The organism is Pseudomonas sp. HP_14 (assembly GCF_055283875.1).
This window is the reverse complement of record NZ_JBTOQI010000014.1, coordinates 66,906-84,231: the sequence shown is the minus strand read 5'-3', so window position 1 is coordinate 84,231 and position 17,326 is coordinate 66,906. Positions and strand designations below refer to the sequence as shown.

The following is a 17,326-nucleotide window of genomic DNA, read 5'->3' as shown; positions in this document are numbered from 1 at the left end:
CCCTCGTCCTCCTGTTTCCCTTTGCTCGGCCCGGCGGGCGGCCCGCCCGCCCGTTGCGCCTCACCCAGTAGCAACCACCCGACCCCCCCCCCCCCCCCCCCCCCCCCCCCCCCCGCTCCTACCGATAGAAAAACACTGCAGGTCCATCATTGATGTGATGCCCGCCTCGTGCAGCAAGTGGGATATCTAGCCTATCGAGGTCAAGAGACTCGTGACTCCGAGGGTTTATATCTATCGCACGCCGCCCACAAAAAAGCCCCCGGCCACAGGCTTGGGGGCTTTCTCTATGCCTGCACCTTACAGGCTATTTCTCCAACGGCTTACCCGCTGTCTCTCTGGCGCAGATCAGCGCAATCAACGTAATGCTCAGCGCTGCACACACATACAACGAAACAGCCAGTGTCGAGTTGTAAGACTTGTACAGGCTGGCGATGATCAGCGGAGCGAAGCCACCGCCGATGATGCCCGCCAGAGTGTAGGCCAGCGACGAACCGGCGTAGCGCACCCGGGTCGGAAACTGTTCGGTTACGAACGCGGCTTGCGGGCCGTACATCGCGGCGTGAATGACCAGGCCCACGACGACTGCGATGCAAATCGACAGAGGCTCGGCTGTGTTCATCAGTTTGAAGAATACAAAAGCCCAGACCATCGCACACAGCGCGCCGCCGATGTAAACGGGACGGCGGCCGATCTTGTCGGAGAGAATGCCGAACAGCGGCACACAAATCGCGTTCAGCCCCGCGCCAATCATCGTTGCGGTGAGCGCCAGAGGTCGCGGCAAATGCAAAACCGTCGTCACGTAGGTCAGCGTGAACACTACAACCAGTGCGTAAAGAACATCCGACCCGACACGTGCACCGCCTGCCAGCAGGAGTCGACGCCAGTGGTTACTGAAGACTTCCTTGATCGGCGTTTTTGCCGTTGCGTTGTGTGCTTCGATCTCCTTGAAAACCGGGGTTTCTTCCACCCCGCGACGCAGCCAGAGGCCAAAGATCACCAGTGCGACACTGGACAGGAACGGAATGCGCCAGCCCCACGACTGGAAGTCTTCGGGGCTCAGCCCCCAGGAAACCAACGCAATGAAGCCGGTGCCCAGCAACGTACCGCACGAAGGGCCTACCTGCGTAAAGGACGCATTACGACCACGCTGATGCTGCGCACCATGCTCCATGGAGAGCAAAACCGCGCCCGCCCATTCGCCGCCAATCGCCGCGCCCTGCACGAAGCGCAATGCCACCAGCAGAATCGGACTCCAGATCCCCCACGCGGCGTAAGTGGGCAACAAGCCCATCAGGCCTGTGGCCACGCCCATCAATACCAGCGTGGTGACCAGCACAAAACGACGGCCGAGCTTATCGCCCAGATGACCAAAGACAATGCCACCGAGAGGTCGTGAGATGTAACCGACGGCATAGGTTGAAAACGCGAGAATGGTGCCGGTGAGCGGATCGAAAGAGGGAAAGAAGATCGCATTGAAGACCAGCGCCGCCATCAGGTTGTAGACCGTGAAGTCATACCACTCCAGCGTCGTGCCGATCGTACTGGCAGCCGCCAGGCGGCTCATTTTCTTGCCCGAGGCAACAGGCGCTGAAGATGCAACAGGTGCCGAGTCGGACAGCGCCTGTGTAGTTTGCGTCGTACTCATCATGTTCTCCATTGATCAAGAATGAAGAAATGATCCGTCGACACGCCAAGGTGTGACAAACGGGTTTTTTACACCGCAACGATCAGTTTTTCTTGTGCAAAACGACCTGCGCACCAATCAAGTGCCAACGATGATCCACCCTGGCGCAAATGGGCAGATTCCGCGCCTGATCAGACTCATTTCGGCTTCGCGTTGATCCGCACAAGTTCGAGGAAATAATCCAGAACTGCCGACGACTTGCGGGCGTTCCACACTACGGCGATCCCGCTGGACAGCTCGCTCGCCTGATTCTTGAGGGGGCGAAAGACCACACCGCGCCGTGTGACATTCTGGAGTGAGGCGGAAACGAACGCGATGCCCTGCCCCTCGGCAATCAGGCCGAGCAGGATGTGATGGTCGTCGGGTTCAGGAATCGTGCGCGGCTTGAAGTTGTGTCGCTCAAAAACCGCCTGACAATGATCATAAAACCCGGGGTTCAGTCGCCGCTCGAAGCGGAATATCGCCTCGTCAGCCAGGTCTGAAAAGTCCAGCCTGCGCTTGCGGGCAAGGGGGTGGCTGGCGGGCAGTGCAACCACCACTGGCTCTTCCAGCAGTGTCTCGACATTCAGGCCTTTGGTCTCGGTGTGCAAGCCGATGAAAGCCACATCTATTACGCCATTGCTGATGTCCCGCACGAGGCTGATCGAGTGCTTGCCCGCCATGGTCATTCGCACGCCCGGATAGCGCACGTATAGCGGCCCGGACACATCGGGAATGACGCTGCGATCAAACACCGTGGTGTATCCCACCCGCAATTGATCGCACTCATCCTCAATCGTCGCTTGAGCAATCGCCACCGCTTTCGCGGCCTGTGCCAGTGTTCGTTTGGCCTCTGGCACGAACGCCAGGCCCGCCTGGGTCAGGGTGACGCCGGTTGTGGTCCGCACGAACAAATCGACGCCGAGCAGGGTTTCCAGCTGGCGGATTTGTCGACTTAGCGGTGGCTGGGAAATATTCAGGCGCGTCGCGGCACGCCCAAAGTTGAGTTCCTCGCTGAGGGCAAGGAAGTACCGGAACTGCCGCAGATCGATGGCTTCATTCATACCGAAAAGGTATCACCGAAAGAGTATTGGATCAAAAGCCAAGGCCCCGCCTAAGGTGCCAGTCACAGTTCATCTCAGGAGAGACCCATGGAAAACCAACGTTATGTCAGAGGCTTGGCGAAGCTTAAAGAGATCGATGGTCAGGCGGGTGAAAATGTCATTGAGAGCCTGAAGGATATTGCTCCGGATTTCGCACGACTGCTTATCGAGTTTCCGTTTGGCGATATTTACTCAAGGCCAGGTCTGGACCTCAAGACCCGAGAGCTTGCCGTTGTCGCGGCGCTCACGGCATTGGGCAATGCAGCGCCACAGCTCAAGGTACACATCCACGGTGCACGTAATGTTGGCTGCTCCGAGCAGGAGATTGTCGAAATCATCATCCAGATGGCTGTGTATGCAGGTTTCCCCGCCGCGCTTAACGGGCTGTTTGCGGCCAAAGAAGTGTTTTCGCAGATAGCTGAATGATACGTCCATACCTGCGTGCTGTGGCCCGGGAAACCACTGACCTGTAGGCGCTCACCGAGGTTACGAGGCCAGCGATGGCGGTGTATGAGACAGGTCGCCATCGCGGCCTCGCGTTGCTCGTGCGCTCCTACAGGACAAATGTTCGCGTCGCGACGGCGCGGGTTGATCGCCTGGAACATGCACCCCGGTTCAAGGGAGTGCATGTTGTTCGATAGAAGCCATACGCTTCTGGAATTACACAAAACCTAGGACAGGCGCCTCGCCCTTTCGAGGCCATCCACCAATGGACTGCTCTCCGTATTGGGATAAGCCGCCACATTCTCAGGCTGTCTAACAGGCTTCGTGTCCTCGGGTTCACCATTAAGCGCTTTGTTCATCTTCACCGTGTCCAGCGCGCCTACCCATTTGGCGATGGCCATGGTGCCGACGCCGTTGCCAATGGTGTTGGTGATCGCCCGTGCCTCGGACATGAACCGATCAACACCCAGCAACAAGACCATCCCCGCCACCGGAATCGTGCCCAGCGAAGACAGCGTCGCCGCCAAAATGATAAAGCCAGAACCGGTAACGCCCGCAGATCCTTTGGACGTAAACATCAATACGGCCAGGACAATCAACTGGTCGGTCAGCGTCAACGGCGTGTTGGTCGCCTGAGCAATAAAGATCGCCGCGATGGTGTAATAGATCGCCTGTCCATCAGGGTTGAAGGTCAGGCTGGACGGGATAATCATGCCGGCCACGGGTTTCGACACACCGGCTTTTTCCATCTTCGAGATCATCTGCGGCAGCACCGACTCAGACGAACTGGTGCCCAGCACGGTAAACAGCTCCTCCTTGATGAACTTGAGAAACTTCCACAGGCTAAACCCGCTGTAGCGGCAGATAGGCCCCAGCACGAAGATCACGAACACGATGCAGGTCAGGTAAACGCAGGCCATTAATTTGCCCAGCGAAAACAGCGAGCCAAAGCCGTATTTACCAATGGTAAAGGCGATGGCACCAAACGCACCGACAGGCGCCAGACGCATGACCATGTTGACGATGCGAAACATGCCCTGCATCAGGCTGTCGAGCATGTCGACAAAGGGTTTGCCACGCGGCCCGACGTGAGCCAGCGCGACACCCAGCAGTATTGAAAACAGCAGGATTTGCAGCACATTGCCTTTGGCGAAGGCATCGACGATGGTGTCTGGAATGATGTTCATGAAGAAATCCATGAACGTCGTGTGTTTCGCCGCTGTGGTGTAGTTGGCCAGACTGGAGGCATCCAGCGTGGCGACGTCGATGTTCATGCCGGCGCCTGGCTTGAACACATCCACGACCACCAGACCAACCACCAGCGCCAGGGTCGACACCACTTCAAAATAAATAAGGGCGCGAAAACCGACGCGGCCCAGCTCTTTCATGTTTTCCATCTTGGCGATGCCCGTCACTACCGTGAGGAAGATCACCGGAGCCAGGAGCATTTTGATCAGTTTGATGAACGCATCACCCAACGGTTTGAGCGCGGTACCGGTTTCCGGAACCAGCACGCCCACCAGCGCGCCGAGGATGACGGCTATGAGCACTTGCACGTACAGCTTGCCAAATATTCTTTTCATGACAGGGCCCTGATTTTTATTGTTGTCAGGAAATGCCGAGGGGTCAGCTCCAGTGAACTGCCCCTTGGCGTTGTGCCGCAGTACTACTTTGAATCAGCGCTTGATCAGCGCGATCACCGCATCGGTGATCTGCCGGGTAGTGGCGGTGCCGCCGAGGTCTGGAGTGTGCAAGGCACTTTCGGTTACCGCTTCGATGGCCGACATCAATTGCTTGGCGGCTGCGGGCTCACCCAGATGTTCAAGCATCATTGCGGCGGTCCAGAACGTCGCGATCGGATTCGCCACGCCTTTGCCCGTGATGTCGAATGCCGAGCCGTGAATCGGCTCGAACATTGAAGGGAATTTCCGTGATGGGTTGAGGTTCGCAGTCGGTGCAATGCCCAGGCTACCGGACAAGGCAGCGGCAAGGTCCGAGAGAATGTCGGCATGCAGATTGGTGGCGACGATGACGTCCAGCGTCGACGGTTTCAGCACCATTCGCGTGGTCACTGCGTCGACCAGTTCTTTATCGATTTTGACGTCCGGGAAGTCCTTGGCAACTTCATAGAAAATCTCGTCCCAGAGCACCATGCCATGTCGCTGGGCGTTGGACTTGGTGACCATGGTCAGGTGTTTGCGCGGTCGACTTTGCGCCAGCTCGAACGCAAAGCGATGAATGCGCTCTACCCCTGCACGGGTAAATACCGACACTTCAGTGGCGACTTCTTCAGGCAAACCACGGTGAACACGGCCACCGTTACCGGAGTATTCACCCTCCGAGTTTTCCCGCACCACCACCCAGTCGATCTGCTCGCCGTTATGCAGCGGGCTTTTAACCCCCGGCAGCACTCGCGCCGGACGTACGTTGGCGTACTGATCAAAGCCCTGACAGATGGGCAGACGCAGGCCCCAAAGGGAAATATGGTCTGGCACGTTGAGTGCGCCGACCGCACCGAAGAAAATCGCATCGAAGGTTTTCAGCTCTTCCAGGCCGCCCTCGGGAATGTAGTAACCGTTTTTCAGGTAGTTGTCGGAATTCCAGTCGAAGTGTTTGAAAGCCAGTTCGAAGCCGGATTTTTCAGACAGGGCCTGCAGCACTTCAACGCCTGCCGCGATGACTTCCACACCGATGCCGTCACCTGGAACTGCAGCAATTTTGTATGCGCTCATCGTCAACTCCACTCTCGTCACGTTCTTGTTATTCCCGTCGAACCAGACTGTCCAAACGGGGTGTGACCGGAGTATATGTAGTGAATCAAGAGGCATGAGTTACTCCAAATCACTACATAAATAACTTTGAGTTACGAATGAGCCAGACCCTGGATTTGTCTTTTTTCCACTTGTTGGCCAACAAGGGCAGCCTTGCTGCGACAGCGCGTGAGCTGGGCGTTACCCCGCCAGCAGTGAGTAAGCGATTGACCGCACTGGAAGCGCGGCTAGGCATCCGCCTGGTCAACCGTACGACGCGATCAATGAGCCTGACCTCGGAGGGCGAACTGTATTTCTCTCATGCGGCGCGCATCCTGACCCAGATCGACGATCTTGAGCAGTTGATGAGCAGCAGCCGTGCGACGCCTAAAGGCTTGATCCGCGTCAACGCATCCCTGGGCTTCGGCCGTCGGCATGTTGGCCCCGCCCTCGCCGCGTTCTTTGCCCTGTACCCCGAAGTCGAAATCCAGCTGGAAATCAGTGACCATCCTCTGGATCTGGCAGCACACGGTTTCGATTTGGGCATTCGTTTCGGAACCCTGCCGGACGCCGCCTTTCATGCACGAAAGATTGCCTCCAACCGGCGCTTGCTGTGTGCCTCGCCCCTGTACCTCGAGAAATACGGCACACCGCAGAAGCTCAGTGAACTGCAGAACCATAATTGCATTTTCATTCGCCAGAACGAGTCACCTCACGGGGTGTGGAGCTTTACCAATGGCGGGCGCACGGACAACGTGAAGGTGCATGGCGCACTGGGTTGTAATGACGGCGAAGTCGCCCTGAACTGGGCGCTGGAGGGCTTCGGCATACTGCTCAGGGCCGAATGGGACATAGCCCGTTATGTGCGTAGTGGCCGTCTGCGGCTGGTGCTTGAGGACCAGACGCCAACCCGCGCTGACGTGTATGCGGTGTATCCGCAACAACTGCATTTGTCCGCGCGGGTGCGCAGCCTGATCGACTTTCTGATCGAGCGTTTCAAGCACATTGATAACGTCGAGGATAACTAGGGTCTCGTGTGCCCCAGTTGCCAGACGCGGGCGACATCCCTGGCGCTCTGCTGCAACAAGCGCGGGGCGTCCTGACAGGCATCAGTCAGACTCATGGGACCTGAAACCACCGAAAACGCGGCGGTAATGCCGTGCTGATAAAGCGCTTCATAACCTTCACCCAGGGTGCCGGCGAGAATCAGCACCGGAACGTCATGCTTTTGTGCGATCCGGGCGACCCCCATAGGGGTTTTGCCCCTCAGGGTCTGGAAGTCGCAACTGCCCTCCCCACTGACCACAAAGTCTGCGCCCTGGACTTTCTCTGCCAGGCCGACCAACTCGGCAACCACTTCAACACCCGGTCGAAAACCCGCCTTCAGAAACGCTTTTGCGGCAAAGCCCATGCCTCCCGCAGCTCCCGCGCCGGGTTCGTCCCGCACATCGTGCTCAAGCACGGCGGCGCAGCAGTCCGCATAGTGGGCCAGTGCGTGGTCCAGTGATTGTATTTGCTCAGGGCTCGCGCCTTTTTGTCGGCCAAAGGTGAATGACGCACCATGGGGCCCGCACAGCGGGTTATCGACATCAGCGGCAATTTCGAAACTGACGGACTGCAAACGCGGGTCCAGGCCTTTCAGCTCGATGCGCGCCAGACCGGCCAGCGCCAAACCACCGGGCTGCACTTCATTTTCTTGCGCGTCATAAAAACGCACACCCAGCGCAGTGAGCATGCCCGCACCGCCGTCATTGGTTGCGCTGCCGCCGATGGTCAAGACGATTTTCTCAGCGCCAGCATCAAGGGCTTCAACGATCAGCTGGCCGGTACCCACAGTAGAGGTGATACACGCATTCCGTTGCGCCACCGCCACCAGTTGCAAGCCACTGGCCTCGGCCATTTCAATGATTGCGGTACGCGACTCGGGTAACCAGCCCCAGTAGGCCGTAACTTCAGTGCCGAGTGGTCCGGTGACGACAGCCTGACGGCGTTCGCCGTCGAGTACCGCCAGGACTGCATCCACGGTGCCCTCGCCGCCATCGGCCATGGGGCATTGAACAAGTTCGGCCTGGGGAAAGACTTCCGCCAGACCTAGCGCAATCGCTTGAGCAACACCGGCTGCGCTCAGGCTGTCTTTAAACGAATCAGGTGCTATGACAATCTTCATCGACGCTCTCCGGCGATCTATTTGTTGTGTCTTCAGGCTGACAGCCTATGCATCTAATACGCTTCGGTCTTCAGAACAATAAATTAATTGTTTTATTGGTCGCCCGCACAAGCCAGTGAAATTCCCGGAAGCAACTGCACACCGAGGTACAACGTCATCACGTCATCGAGCCTGCTCAGGTCAAGACCGGTGATTTCCGCGATACGGTCCATCCGATAGCGCAGGCTGTTGCGGTGCAAGCCCAGCGCTGCTGCGCACTGTTGAACCTGTCCGCTATGTTCACACCAACTGCGCAGGGTCTGCATCAACTGGCCATTGCTGTCGCTGGCACGGACCTTCTCGATAATCGCCAGTAGTTCGTCCGTCGCGCCCTCTTCCCGATGCGCCCACAACATCACCGGCAAGCGATAGCGGGTCAGGTGCAAAACTTTTTCGTGTGTCATCACCGCCAGGCCATAAGCGGCGAGCGTCTTCACCCGGGTGCAGACTTTGCGCAGTTGCACGATGTCCTGCGCAGGCACTCCGATTGCCAGGCGGTCTGCGAGCCAACCCTGGGTCTGCATTTTCTGCTGGAGCTTTTCCGGGTCGATAACCGCGGTCGAGGGATGGCACCAGAGCAGTGTTCTAGAAGAGTAACTCAGGCACCAACTGTCCGCGGTTCGTCCTTGCAACCATTCACACACTGCTGCAATCGCGTGATCCGAGGCCAGTTCAATCCATATCGGTGTGCGTGCAAGCTGAGGTTTGAGGCCCATTCGTTGCGCCTCATCCAGCAGCCGGGCCGGTTCGCCAGTTTCGCTCAGCAGCAGTGACAGGAGTTCATCAATACGCAGTTTGCGCCACTGGCGCTCATCCTCCCGATGGCGCTGAGCGACGAGCATTTCAGCGGTCATGCGCAACAACTGCGCGTAGGTGCCCAGCGCTTGCGGATCCCCCGTCAGCCCCAGTACGCCAATCAATCGCCCGTCATGCATGAGCGGTACGTTGATACCCGGTTGAACGCCTTTCAGGCCTGACACGTGATGAATGTCGATGGACACGGTTTGCTGAGTGGCCAAAACCTGCTGCGCACCCTCGTGGCGGATATTGATACGCCCGACTTCACCGCTGCCCAGGATCAATCCCTGGCTGTCCATGACGTTGACATTGCACGGCAGGATGGCCATCGCCCGGTCGACTATCTCCTGTGCCAGCGCGTAGTCCAGTTCAAACATCTTGTTGTCCTTTTGCCCTGCGAGTGTGCTTGAAAGTGCTCGGGCCGGATCAACGCCCGCTGATCATCATGAAGGTCACATCATCGGTTTTACAAGCGCGTCCGATGCCGCATTCACTTGTCTGGAAAAATACGATTGGTCAGTCCAATCCAGCTTGTCTTTATATTGGTCTTGCCAATGTAATGTGTGGCGTGTAGTTTTCAGCCGTGATCATCCGAGCGGGCACTTGTCCGACTACAACAAAAAGAGATCCCACTGATGAATAGATTCCCCACCCGCAGCACGTTCGGTGTCCTTCCCTATTACCAAGGAGCATCAGCATGCTGACTGTCATCTGTAACGAACCTGGATCGTTGACCGCCATTGAACGTGACAAACCGGTCCGGCAACCCGGAGAGGTCCTGATCCGTGTCAAACGCGTTGGCGTCTGCGGCACTGACCTGCATATCTACACCGGTAACCAGCCTTACCTCGATTACCCGCGCGTGATGGGCCATGAATTCTCCGGGGTTGTCGAAGACGCTGACGGCACCAGCGGGCTGGCTGTTGGCGATGTGGTTTACGTCATGCCTTACCTTTCCTGCGGGACCTGCATCGCCTGCCGTCAGGGAAAAACCAACTGCTGCACCCGTATCCAGGTGCTGGGGGTTCACTGCGATGGAGCCTTCACCGAATACCTGAGTATCCCGCAGGCGTTCGTGCACAAAGCAATGGGGGTGTCCCTCGATCAGGCCGCCATGATCGAATTCCTGTCGATCGGCGCACACGCGGTGCGGCGCTCAAATGTGCAGGCCGACAAGCGCGTGCTGGTGGTCGGTACCGGCCCGATTGGCATGGCAGCGGCGATCTTCGCCAACCTGCGCGGGGCGCAGGTCACGGTGCTGGACACCCGGGATGATCGACTGGCGTTCTGTTCGCAGCATTTGAATATCCATGCGGCCGTAAAAATCGGCGAAGGCGACAAGCAGGCCCTGTCTGACCTCACAGAGGGTGATTTCTTCGACGTGGTATTCGATGCCACCGGCAATGCCCGGGCCATGGAACGCGGCTTCGAGTTCATCGCGCACGGCGGCACTTACGTGATGATTTCGGTGGTCAGGGATTCCATTACCTTTTCCGACCCTGAGTTTCACAAGCGTGAAGCCACGTTAATGGGCAGCCGTAACGCCACCAAAGAAGACTTTCACTACGTGGAAGAATGCTTGCGCAACGGCTTGATTCCAGACGCAGCGTTGAACACCCACCGGCTGACACTCAAGAATGTGGCCGAGTCGTTCACCACCTTGCTCGACCCGAAACAGGGCGTCGTCAAAGCAATCATCGAGTGCTGAAAAGCCGTTGAAGAGGACGCACCATGAACCAGCCCTCCTTGCTTGTTTTGACACCCGGAGATGATGTCGCTGTGGCCCGGGGCGACATCGCCGAAGGCCAGCCGTTGAGCGCTGACGGCATCCAGCTTATCTCTCGGCAGTCGATTCCGTCTGGCCACAAGATTGCGCTGCGCAGCGTGGCTGTCGGGCAGCAGGTACTCAAATATGGCCAGACTATCGGCCAGGCGACCCAGCGCATCGAGCCCGGCGACTATGTGCACGTGCATAACCTCGCGATGCCGACCGCCACGACCGAACACAGCGTGCAAAACGCTTACGTGCCCACAGCATTGAGCCATGAGCAGGTCACATTCGAAGGTTACCTGCGCGACGATGGACGCGTCGGTACCCGCAATTACATCGGGATTATTTCCAGCGTCAATTGCTCCGCGACTGCCTGCAAACACATCGCCCAGGCGTTCTCTGCCGAACGCCTGAAAGACTTCCCCAATGTCGACGGCGTGGTTGCCATCACCCATGGCAGCGGCTGCGGCATGGGCGCCAAAGGCGAAGGCATCGACATTCTTAAACGGACGCTAAGCGGCTACGCGAATCACGCCAACTTCGCCGGCGTGCTGTTGATTGGACTCGGTTGTGAGGTTAACCAGCTCACGCCGCTACTGAATGAGCTGGATGATCGATCCGCACTGCTCAAGGCCAGTCTGATCATTCAGGACGCGGGCGGCACGCGCGAAACCGTGCAACGCGGCATCGCCCACATAGAAGCGATGTTGCCGGTCATTAACAGCTTCAAGCGCACAACCGTCCCCGCCAGTCATCTGTGCGTTGGTTTGCAATGCGGTGGTTCGGACGGCTACTCGGGGATCACCGCCAACCCGGCACTGGGCGCAGCGGTGGATCTGCTGGCCAAACAAGGCGGCACCGCGATTCTTTCGGAAACCCCGGAGATTTATGGCGCTGAACACCTGCTGACAGCCCGCGCCGCCGCCCCCGACATCGCAGCTAAATTGATGGAGCGGATTCGCTGGTGGGAAGCCTACGTGCAGCACAACGACGGCGACATGAACAACAACCCCTCGCCTGGCAACAAGGCCGGTGGCATCACGACCATTCTGGAAAAATCCCTGGGCGCTGTGGCCAAGGCAGGCGCTACCGGCTTGATGGGGGTTTACCAATACGCGGAAACCATTAAGGCTCGCGGGCTGGTGTTCATGGACACGCCCGGCTACGACCCGGTGTCTGCTACCGGCCAGGTCGCGGGCGGCGCGAACCTGATCTGTTTTACTACCGGCCGGGGTTCGACCTATGGCTGCAAACCTACCCCGTCGCTGAAGATCGCTACCAATACCGGTCTGTTCCAGCGCATGGAACTGGACATGGATTTCAATGCCGGTGGGATTGTCGATGGCCTGGAATCAGTGGCAGAGTCCGGCCGGCGCTTGTTCCAGTTGATGCTCGATACCGCTTCCGGACGGCAAACCTGCAGTGAAGAAAATGGTTTGGGGGATAACGAGTTCTTGCCGTGGCAGATCGGCGCGGTGATGTGATGACGCCCTGAACCTCTATTGCATGGACCGCTTCAGCAGCAGCGCCGTAATCGGTCGCTATGGTAGCCTTCGCCAACTTTCCGATGGACGCCGATGCCATGGTTTCACCGATCAACGCCGCTGACCGAAAGCCGTACCAGAAAATTGCCGATCAACTGCGCAATTACATCGCGCAGGCGGATTTTAAAACCGGCTCAAGGCTGCCTCCCGAACGGGATCTGACACGTCTGCTGGGTGTGTCCAGACCCTCACTACGCGAAGCGCTGATTGCGCTGGAAATCGAAGGCACCGTTGAAATCAAGATGGGCTCCGGCGTTTATGTGCGCGCCAACCCCAAGGACGTTGGCGGTAAGGCTGTCACTTTGGGCGAGAGCCCATCGGAGCTGATGCAGGCCCGTGCGCTGATCGAAGGCGAGAGTGTGATTCTGGCCTGTTTACATGGCAAGAAAAGCGATTACCGTTATTTGCAGGACTGCATCGACGCGATGCGTGAAAGCATTGCCAACGGCCTGCCGCCCCTTGAGCATGACCGTAAGTTTCATCAGCGGCTGGCTAAAATGAGCGGCAACTCGGCCCTGGTGCGGATCATTACGGCGCTGTTTGATGAGCGACATAATCCGATTTCAGCCCACCTCAGCAAGCATTCAGAGAATGCTTCGACCTGGGAGGCCGCGGTCATCGAGCATGAGGCGATTCTGCGCGCGGTTGCCACCAAGGACGTCCTCGGCGCCCAGACATCAATGCGCCAGCATTTGAGCCATTCGGAAGGCCGTTGGCTGCAAGCGCTGGAGCCTGAGGATGCGGGGCGTTAGTGATGGTGGCGCCTGTATCGTCCGGATGCGGCCCAGACCAAGCCCGGCTCCCACATAAGATCGAATTCCCCCTGTGAGAGCGGTGCTTGCCCGCGATATAGGCGCTGAGGTCTTTCAATCCAATTGATGCCGCACAATCAATTCCATACGGTGGATTTCCGCCAAGCCTTGGGTTGACTTGATATATGAGGCGCCTAAATCGCGGGCAAGCCCGGCTCCCACATGAGATCGGGGTCTCATGTGGGAGCCGGGCTTGGTCTGGGCCGCATCCGGACGATCAGGCGCTACGGTCTTTCAGCCCAACTGCTGCCGCACTGCCAACTCCACCCCGCGAATCTCTGCCAGCCCTTTGAGTCGACCAATCAGCGAGTAGCCAGGGTTGCTCTTGCGGTGCTGATCGTCCAGTAATTGGTGACCGTGATCCGGACGCAGTGGCAATCGCGGGCCGCCTTCACGTTCGCGTCTGCGCTCCTCGGTGACCAGTTCACGGATGACGCCGACCATGTCCACGTCACCGTCCAGGTGGTGGGCTTCGTGGAAGCTGCGCGGGTCGGCTTCGCGGCGGGTTGAGCGCAGGTGCGTGAAGTAGATGTACGGCGCAAAGTGCTTCGCCATCGCCACAAGATCGTTATCTTCGCGCACGCCATAGGACCCGGTGCAGAACGTCAATCCATTGGCCTGGCTAGGCGCGGCGTCCAGTAACCACTGAGCATCGGCCGCAGTAGAGAGGATACGCGGCAGACCGAGCAGCGCACGGGGCGGATCGTCCGGATGGATAGCCATGCGCACGCCGACTTCTTCTGCTACGGGAATCAATGCACGCAGGAAGTAGCCCAGATGCTCACGCAATCTGGTTTCGTCGATATCCGCGTAAGTGCGCAGCAAGGCGCGGAAATCTTCCAGCGTGTAATGTTCTTCAGCGCCTGGCAGGCCTGCGATCAGCGTATTGACCAGCGCCTGGGTCTGGCTGTCGCTCAGCCCGTCGAAATAGGCCTTGGCTTGCCGAACATCTTCGTCGCTGTACTCGGCTTGCGCCCCTGGGCGCTTGAGGATGAACAGATCGAACGCGGCAAATGCAGTCTGATCAAAACGCAGCGCCCAGCCTCCATCCGCCAGTTCCCACGCCAGGTCAGTACGCGTCCAGTCCAGCACCGGCATGAAGTTGTAGCAGACGATATCGATGCCGCAGCTGGCCAGGTTACGCACGCTCTGCTGGTAGTTGGCGATGTACTCGTCCCGTCGGCCGCAGCCGCGCTTGATGTCTTCGTGTACCGGGATGCTCTCCACAACCGACCAGGTCAGGCCAGCCGCTTCAATCATCTGTTTACGCGCGGCGATGGCTTCTACTGGCCACACCTCGCCATTAGGAACTTCGTGCAGCGCAGTGACGATGCCGGTCGCGCCAGTTTGCCGGACGTCTGCCAGAGAAATCGGGTCTTTGGGGCCGAACCAGCGCCATGTCTGTTCCATGTGCTTCTCCTTTCTTGTTAGTGATGAGCAGCAAAGCGTTGCAACACGGTGTTTAAGCCGTCGCCTGTCAGCGAGGCATAAGCTTGATGCACGGCGTCGCGAAAGGCCGCGCGCTTCGACAGCACGGTCGGGAAGACTTCATCCAGTGCCAGAAACGCGTCCACCAGTGATGCGCCTTCGTATCGCCCCGCCAGATCAGCAAAGGTGGCGCTCAACGGGTCATCAATCACTTGCCCCGTCGGTTGTGTGCAATAACGAATCCAGGCGGCAATGCCCAGCGCGGAGCTGGAAATGTCGCGACCGTCGTCGAGCAGTTGCTGTGCACCCAGCAACCAGCGTTGCGGCAGTTTCTGCGAACCGTCCATGGCGATCTGTCGCAGCCGATGTTGAAGGCTGTCATTGGCAAAGCGCGCTTTAAGATCGCGGGCATAGAGTGCAAGGTCGATACCCGCTGGCATGTTCAGGGTGGGCGCCGCTTCTTGGGTCATATAGTGCTCGATAAGTCCCGCCAGGCGCGGGTCGCTGACCGCCTCGAATACCGTTTCATGACCTGCCAGCACGCCCACGTAAGCCAACAGCGAATGGCTGCCGTTGAGCATGCGCAGCTTCATCGTTTCGAAGGGTTGCACGTCCTCGACCATCTGCACGCCTTCCACTTCCCAGTCCGGGCGACCCAGCGGAAAGTTGTCCTCGATGACCCACTGGCTAAAGCTTTCACACACAATTGCTGCCGGGTCATGGCAGTCCAGTTGCTGCTCCAGCCGACTGAAAGACTCGGCGGTCATGGCCGGGACAATCCGATCGACCATACAGCTGGGAAACGCTACGTGCTGATCGATCCACTGCGCCAGCTCCTGGTCCTGCTCTGCCGCCAGTCCGCGGACCGCCTGCCGGGTACGCTGGCCGTTATCAGGCATGTTGTCGCAACACAGCACCGTGAACGCCGGAATCCCGGCAGCACGACGGCGGCGCAAGGCTTCGAGGACTATGCCCGGTGCCGAACGTGGCGTTTGCGGATGAGCAATGTCATGGGCAATCGTCGGGTCCTCAAGGCGTAGTAGCCCTGTGGATGGGCTCAGGCAATAACCTTTTTCAGTGATGGTGAGCGTGACAATCCGCGTTTGCGGCGCGGCCATGCGCTGCAACAGCAACTCCAGGTCATCACCGCCCTCACCCGCATATAACGCTTCGCGCAGGACAGCAATTTCACGCAGCGTCACCTGTTCGCGGTCGCTGTACTCGGCAACGTGGTAACGAAAGTCCTGTTCACGCAAAAGATCAACCACTGCACGATTGGAGCGCAGGTTGGCGCTGCACACTCCCCAGTCGCTCTGGCCATGACGATTGAGGTGACGTTGCAGGTAGACCGCCTGATGGGCGCGATGAAACGCCCCCAGGCCCAGATGCACAATTCCAATGACCGCTTCTGGTTCTGACGCAGTGCCGGTAGCGGGCACGCGGTTCACAATAGGCATCGACACACTCCTTATGTTCTGGGATGGCTCAAGGCCGAATCATGTTGCGGTGCCTGCACAGCCGCTTCACCCGTGTCTGCAGCGCTTAGCGGTTTGACGTAGCGCGCCACACAGACCGCGCCGATGACGGTCAACAGCCCTGCCAGCAGGAATGCACTGGTAAACGAACCGGTGAATTGCACCAGAAAACCGGTCAGGGTCGGACCAATGATGCCCGAGGTGTTCGCCAGGAAATGCATGAAGCCGCTGACGCCACCAACCCGGGCAGCAGGCACGGTGTCCTGGATGATCGCCCAGTAGATGGCGCCGGTCAGGTACAGGAAGAACACCGCCAGTGCGACGAGAATGACCGCCGGATAAAGCGTTTTGACGATCCCCGCTACCGCAATGCAGGCTGCACACGCCAATAGGCAGGTCACCAGTACGACTTTGCGCGAGAACATCATCCGCCCGGTCTTCTTGAACACGAAGTCAGAGATGAAACCGCCCAGCGCCAGCCCCAGGAAACCCAGCAGCCACGGAATGACGGTGGCAATGCTCATGTCCTTGACGTTCAAGCCGTGAGCCATGGTCAGGTAGCTTGGGAACCAGGTCAGGAAGAAGAACAGCGTGTAGTTATAGGAAAAGAACGCCAGTGAAGTGAACAACACAGTGGGTTGTTTAAGGTAATAACGCAGCGGATGCACCGGCAACGAAGCCACTTCGCTCGTGCCTTCGGCGCGCTGGATTTCCTCGGCAACCTTGCCTTCAGGTTTGTCCTTGACGAACTTGTACCAGACCGCAGCCCAGATCAGGCCCACGATCATGATGATAATGAATGAGACCTTCCAGCCGTAGCTGATGGCGATAAAGCCCACGACAGGCCCGGAGATCGCACCGCCCAGCGGCGTGCCGGACATCGACGAACCCAGCGCCCGAGCCCGCTGTTTTGGCGTGTACCAGTTGTTGACCATCTTGCTCGTGGTAACGCTCAGTGGTCCTTCACCCATGCCGAACAGAATGCGGATCAGCACCAGAGAAGCAAAGCCTACGGTCAGCACAGTGAGGCCGCTGAACAGAGACCACAGCACCATCGCCAACAGCAGTGTGGTTTTCGCGCCGTAGCGGTCAGCCGCCCAGCCACCAATAAAGTTGAACGCCGCGTAGCCGACGAAAAAACTACTGAAGATCATGCCCATTTCACCCGTCGTCAGACCGTAGTCCTTCTGGATGAAAGGGGCTGCCACGGACAATGCCGAGCGATCCAGGTAGTTAATGACGCCTGCCAGGAACAGCATGATGATAATTAATGTACGACCTTGACCAAACATTGGAACCTCCCGCTTTTTATGTTTATTCGGTGAGGGTGCC

At 58.3% G+C, this 17,326-nt stretch carries 14 protein-coding genes; 5 read left to right on the top strand and 9 right to left on the bottom strand.

Annotation, left to right across the window (positions count from 1 at the left end):
* Positions 1-304 precede the first annotated feature (304 nt).
* Both ACYASS_RS12585 and ACYASS_RS12580 read right to left on the bottom strand, forming a co-directional pair.
* Positions 305-1,645 carry an MFS transporter gene (locus ACYASS_RS12585; protein ID WP_122664441.1) on the bottom strand — a complete coding sequence of 447 codons (1,341 nt, stop codon included), beginning with the start codon at positions 1,643-1,645 and terminating at the stop codon, positions 305-307.
* Positions 1,646-1,821: 176 nt separating this feature from the next.
* Positions 1,822-2,727, bottom strand: a complete 906-nt coding sequence (locus ACYASS_RS12580) for a LysR family transcriptional regulator (RefSeq protein ID WP_463586365.1) — start codon at positions 2,725-2,727, stop codon at positions 1,822-1,824.
* 87 nt (positions 2,728-2,814) lie between these two features.
* Here ACYASS_RS12580 and ACYASS_RS12575 point away from each other — a divergent pair, with 87 nt between their 5' ends.
* Positions 2,815-3,192 carry a carboxymuconolactone decarboxylase family protein gene (locus tag ACYASS_RS12575; protein ID WP_463586364.1) on the top strand — a complete coding sequence of 126 codons (378 nt, stop codon included), beginning with the start codon at positions 2,815-2,817 and terminating at the stop codon, positions 3,190-3,192.
* 245 nt (positions 3,193-3,437) lie between these two features.
* On the opposite strand, the gene ACYASS_RS12570 is transcribed toward ACYASS_RS12575, so the two are convergent.
* Positions 3,438-4,793, bottom strand: a complete 1,356-nt coding sequence (locus tag ACYASS_RS12570; RefSeq protein ID WP_463586363.1) for a dicarboxylate/amino acid:cation symporter — start codon at positions 4,791-4,793, stop codon at positions 3,438-3,440.
* A 93-nt stretch (positions 4,794-4,886) separates the two neighbouring features.
* Complete coding sequence (locus tag ACYASS_RS12565) at positions 4,887-5,942, bottom strand: tartrate dehydrogenase (protein ID WP_463586362.1); 1,056 nt, start codon at positions 5,940-5,942, stop codon at positions 4,887-4,889.
* A 137-nt stretch (positions 5,943-6,079) separates the two neighbouring features.
* On the opposite strand from ACYASS_RS12565, the gene ACYASS_RS12560 reads away from it, so the two are divergent.
* Positions 6,080-6,988 (top strand): LysR family transcriptional regulator, encoded by a 909-nt coding sequence (locus ACYASS_RS12560; protein WP_463586361.1) that lies wholly within the window; start codon positions 6,080-6,082, stop codon positions 6,986-6,988.
* Here the strand turns inward: ACYASS_RS12560 and ACYASS_RS12555 are convergent.
* Positions 6,985-8,127: a glycerate kinase gene (locus ACYASS_RS12555; RefSeq protein WP_463586360.1), complete on the bottom strand. Its 1,143-nt coding sequence runs from the start codon at positions 8,125-8,127 to the stop codon at positions 6,985-6,987. The genes ACYASS_RS12560 and ACYASS_RS12555 overlap by 4 nt on opposite strands.
* A gap of 92 nt (positions 8,128-8,219) precedes the next feature.
* On the bottom strand, positions 8,220-9,341 hold the full coding sequence (locus ACYASS_RS12550; protein ID WP_463586359.1) for a sugar diacid recognition domain-containing protein: 1,122 nt from the start codon (positions 9,339-9,341) through the stop codon (positions 8,220-8,222).
* Between the two features lie 320 nt (positions 9,342-9,661).
* Between ACYASS_RS12550 and ACYASS_RS12545 the strand changes: the two genes are divergently transcribed.
* From ACYASS_RS12545 to ACYASS_RS12535, 3 genes are all read left to right on the top strand, one after another.
* On the top strand, positions 9,662-10,672 hold the full coding sequence (locus tag ACYASS_RS12545; protein ID WP_463586358.1) for a zinc-binding alcohol dehydrogenase family protein: 1,011 nt from the start codon (positions 9,662-9,664) through the stop codon (positions 10,670-10,672).
* A 23-nt stretch (positions 10,673-10,695) separates the two neighbouring features.
* Positions 10,696-12,219 (top strand): UxaA family hydrolase, encoded by a 1,524-nt coding sequence (locus tag ACYASS_RS12540; protein ID WP_463586357.1) that lies wholly within the window; start codon positions 10,696-10,698, stop codon positions 12,217-12,219.
* Between the two features lie 98 nt (positions 12,220-12,317).
* Positions 12,318-13,031, top strand: a complete 714-nt coding sequence (locus ACYASS_RS12535; protein WP_463586356.1) for a FadR/GntR family transcriptional regulator — start codon at positions 12,318-12,320, stop codon at positions 13,029-13,031.
* 294 nt (positions 13,032-13,325) lie between these two features.
* Here ACYASS_RS12535 and uxuA read toward each other — a convergent pair whose 3' ends face one another.
* The 3 genes from uxuA to ACYASS_RS12520 are packed head-to-tail and all read right to left on the bottom strand — an operon-like array spanning position 13,326 to position 17,286.
* Positions 13,326-14,501 carry a mannonate dehydratase gene (uxuA, locus tag ACYASS_RS12530; RefSeq protein ID WP_463586355.1) on the bottom strand — a complete coding sequence of 392 codons (1,176 nt, stop codon included), beginning with the start codon at positions 14,499-14,501 and terminating at the stop codon, positions 13,326-13,328.
* 17 nt (positions 14,502-14,518) lie between these two features.
* On the bottom strand, positions 14,519-15,976 hold the full coding sequence (locus tag ACYASS_RS12525) for a mannitol dehydrogenase family protein (protein WP_463586354.1): 1,458 nt from the start codon (positions 15,974-15,976) through the stop codon (positions 14,519-14,521).
* Positions 15,977-15,987: 11 nt separating this feature from the next.
* Positions 15,988-17,286, bottom strand: a complete 1,299-nt coding sequence (locus ACYASS_RS12520; RefSeq protein ID WP_243247489.1) for an MFS transporter — start codon at positions 17,284-17,286, stop codon at positions 15,988-15,990.
* Positions 17,287-17,326 lie beyond the last annotated feature (40 nt).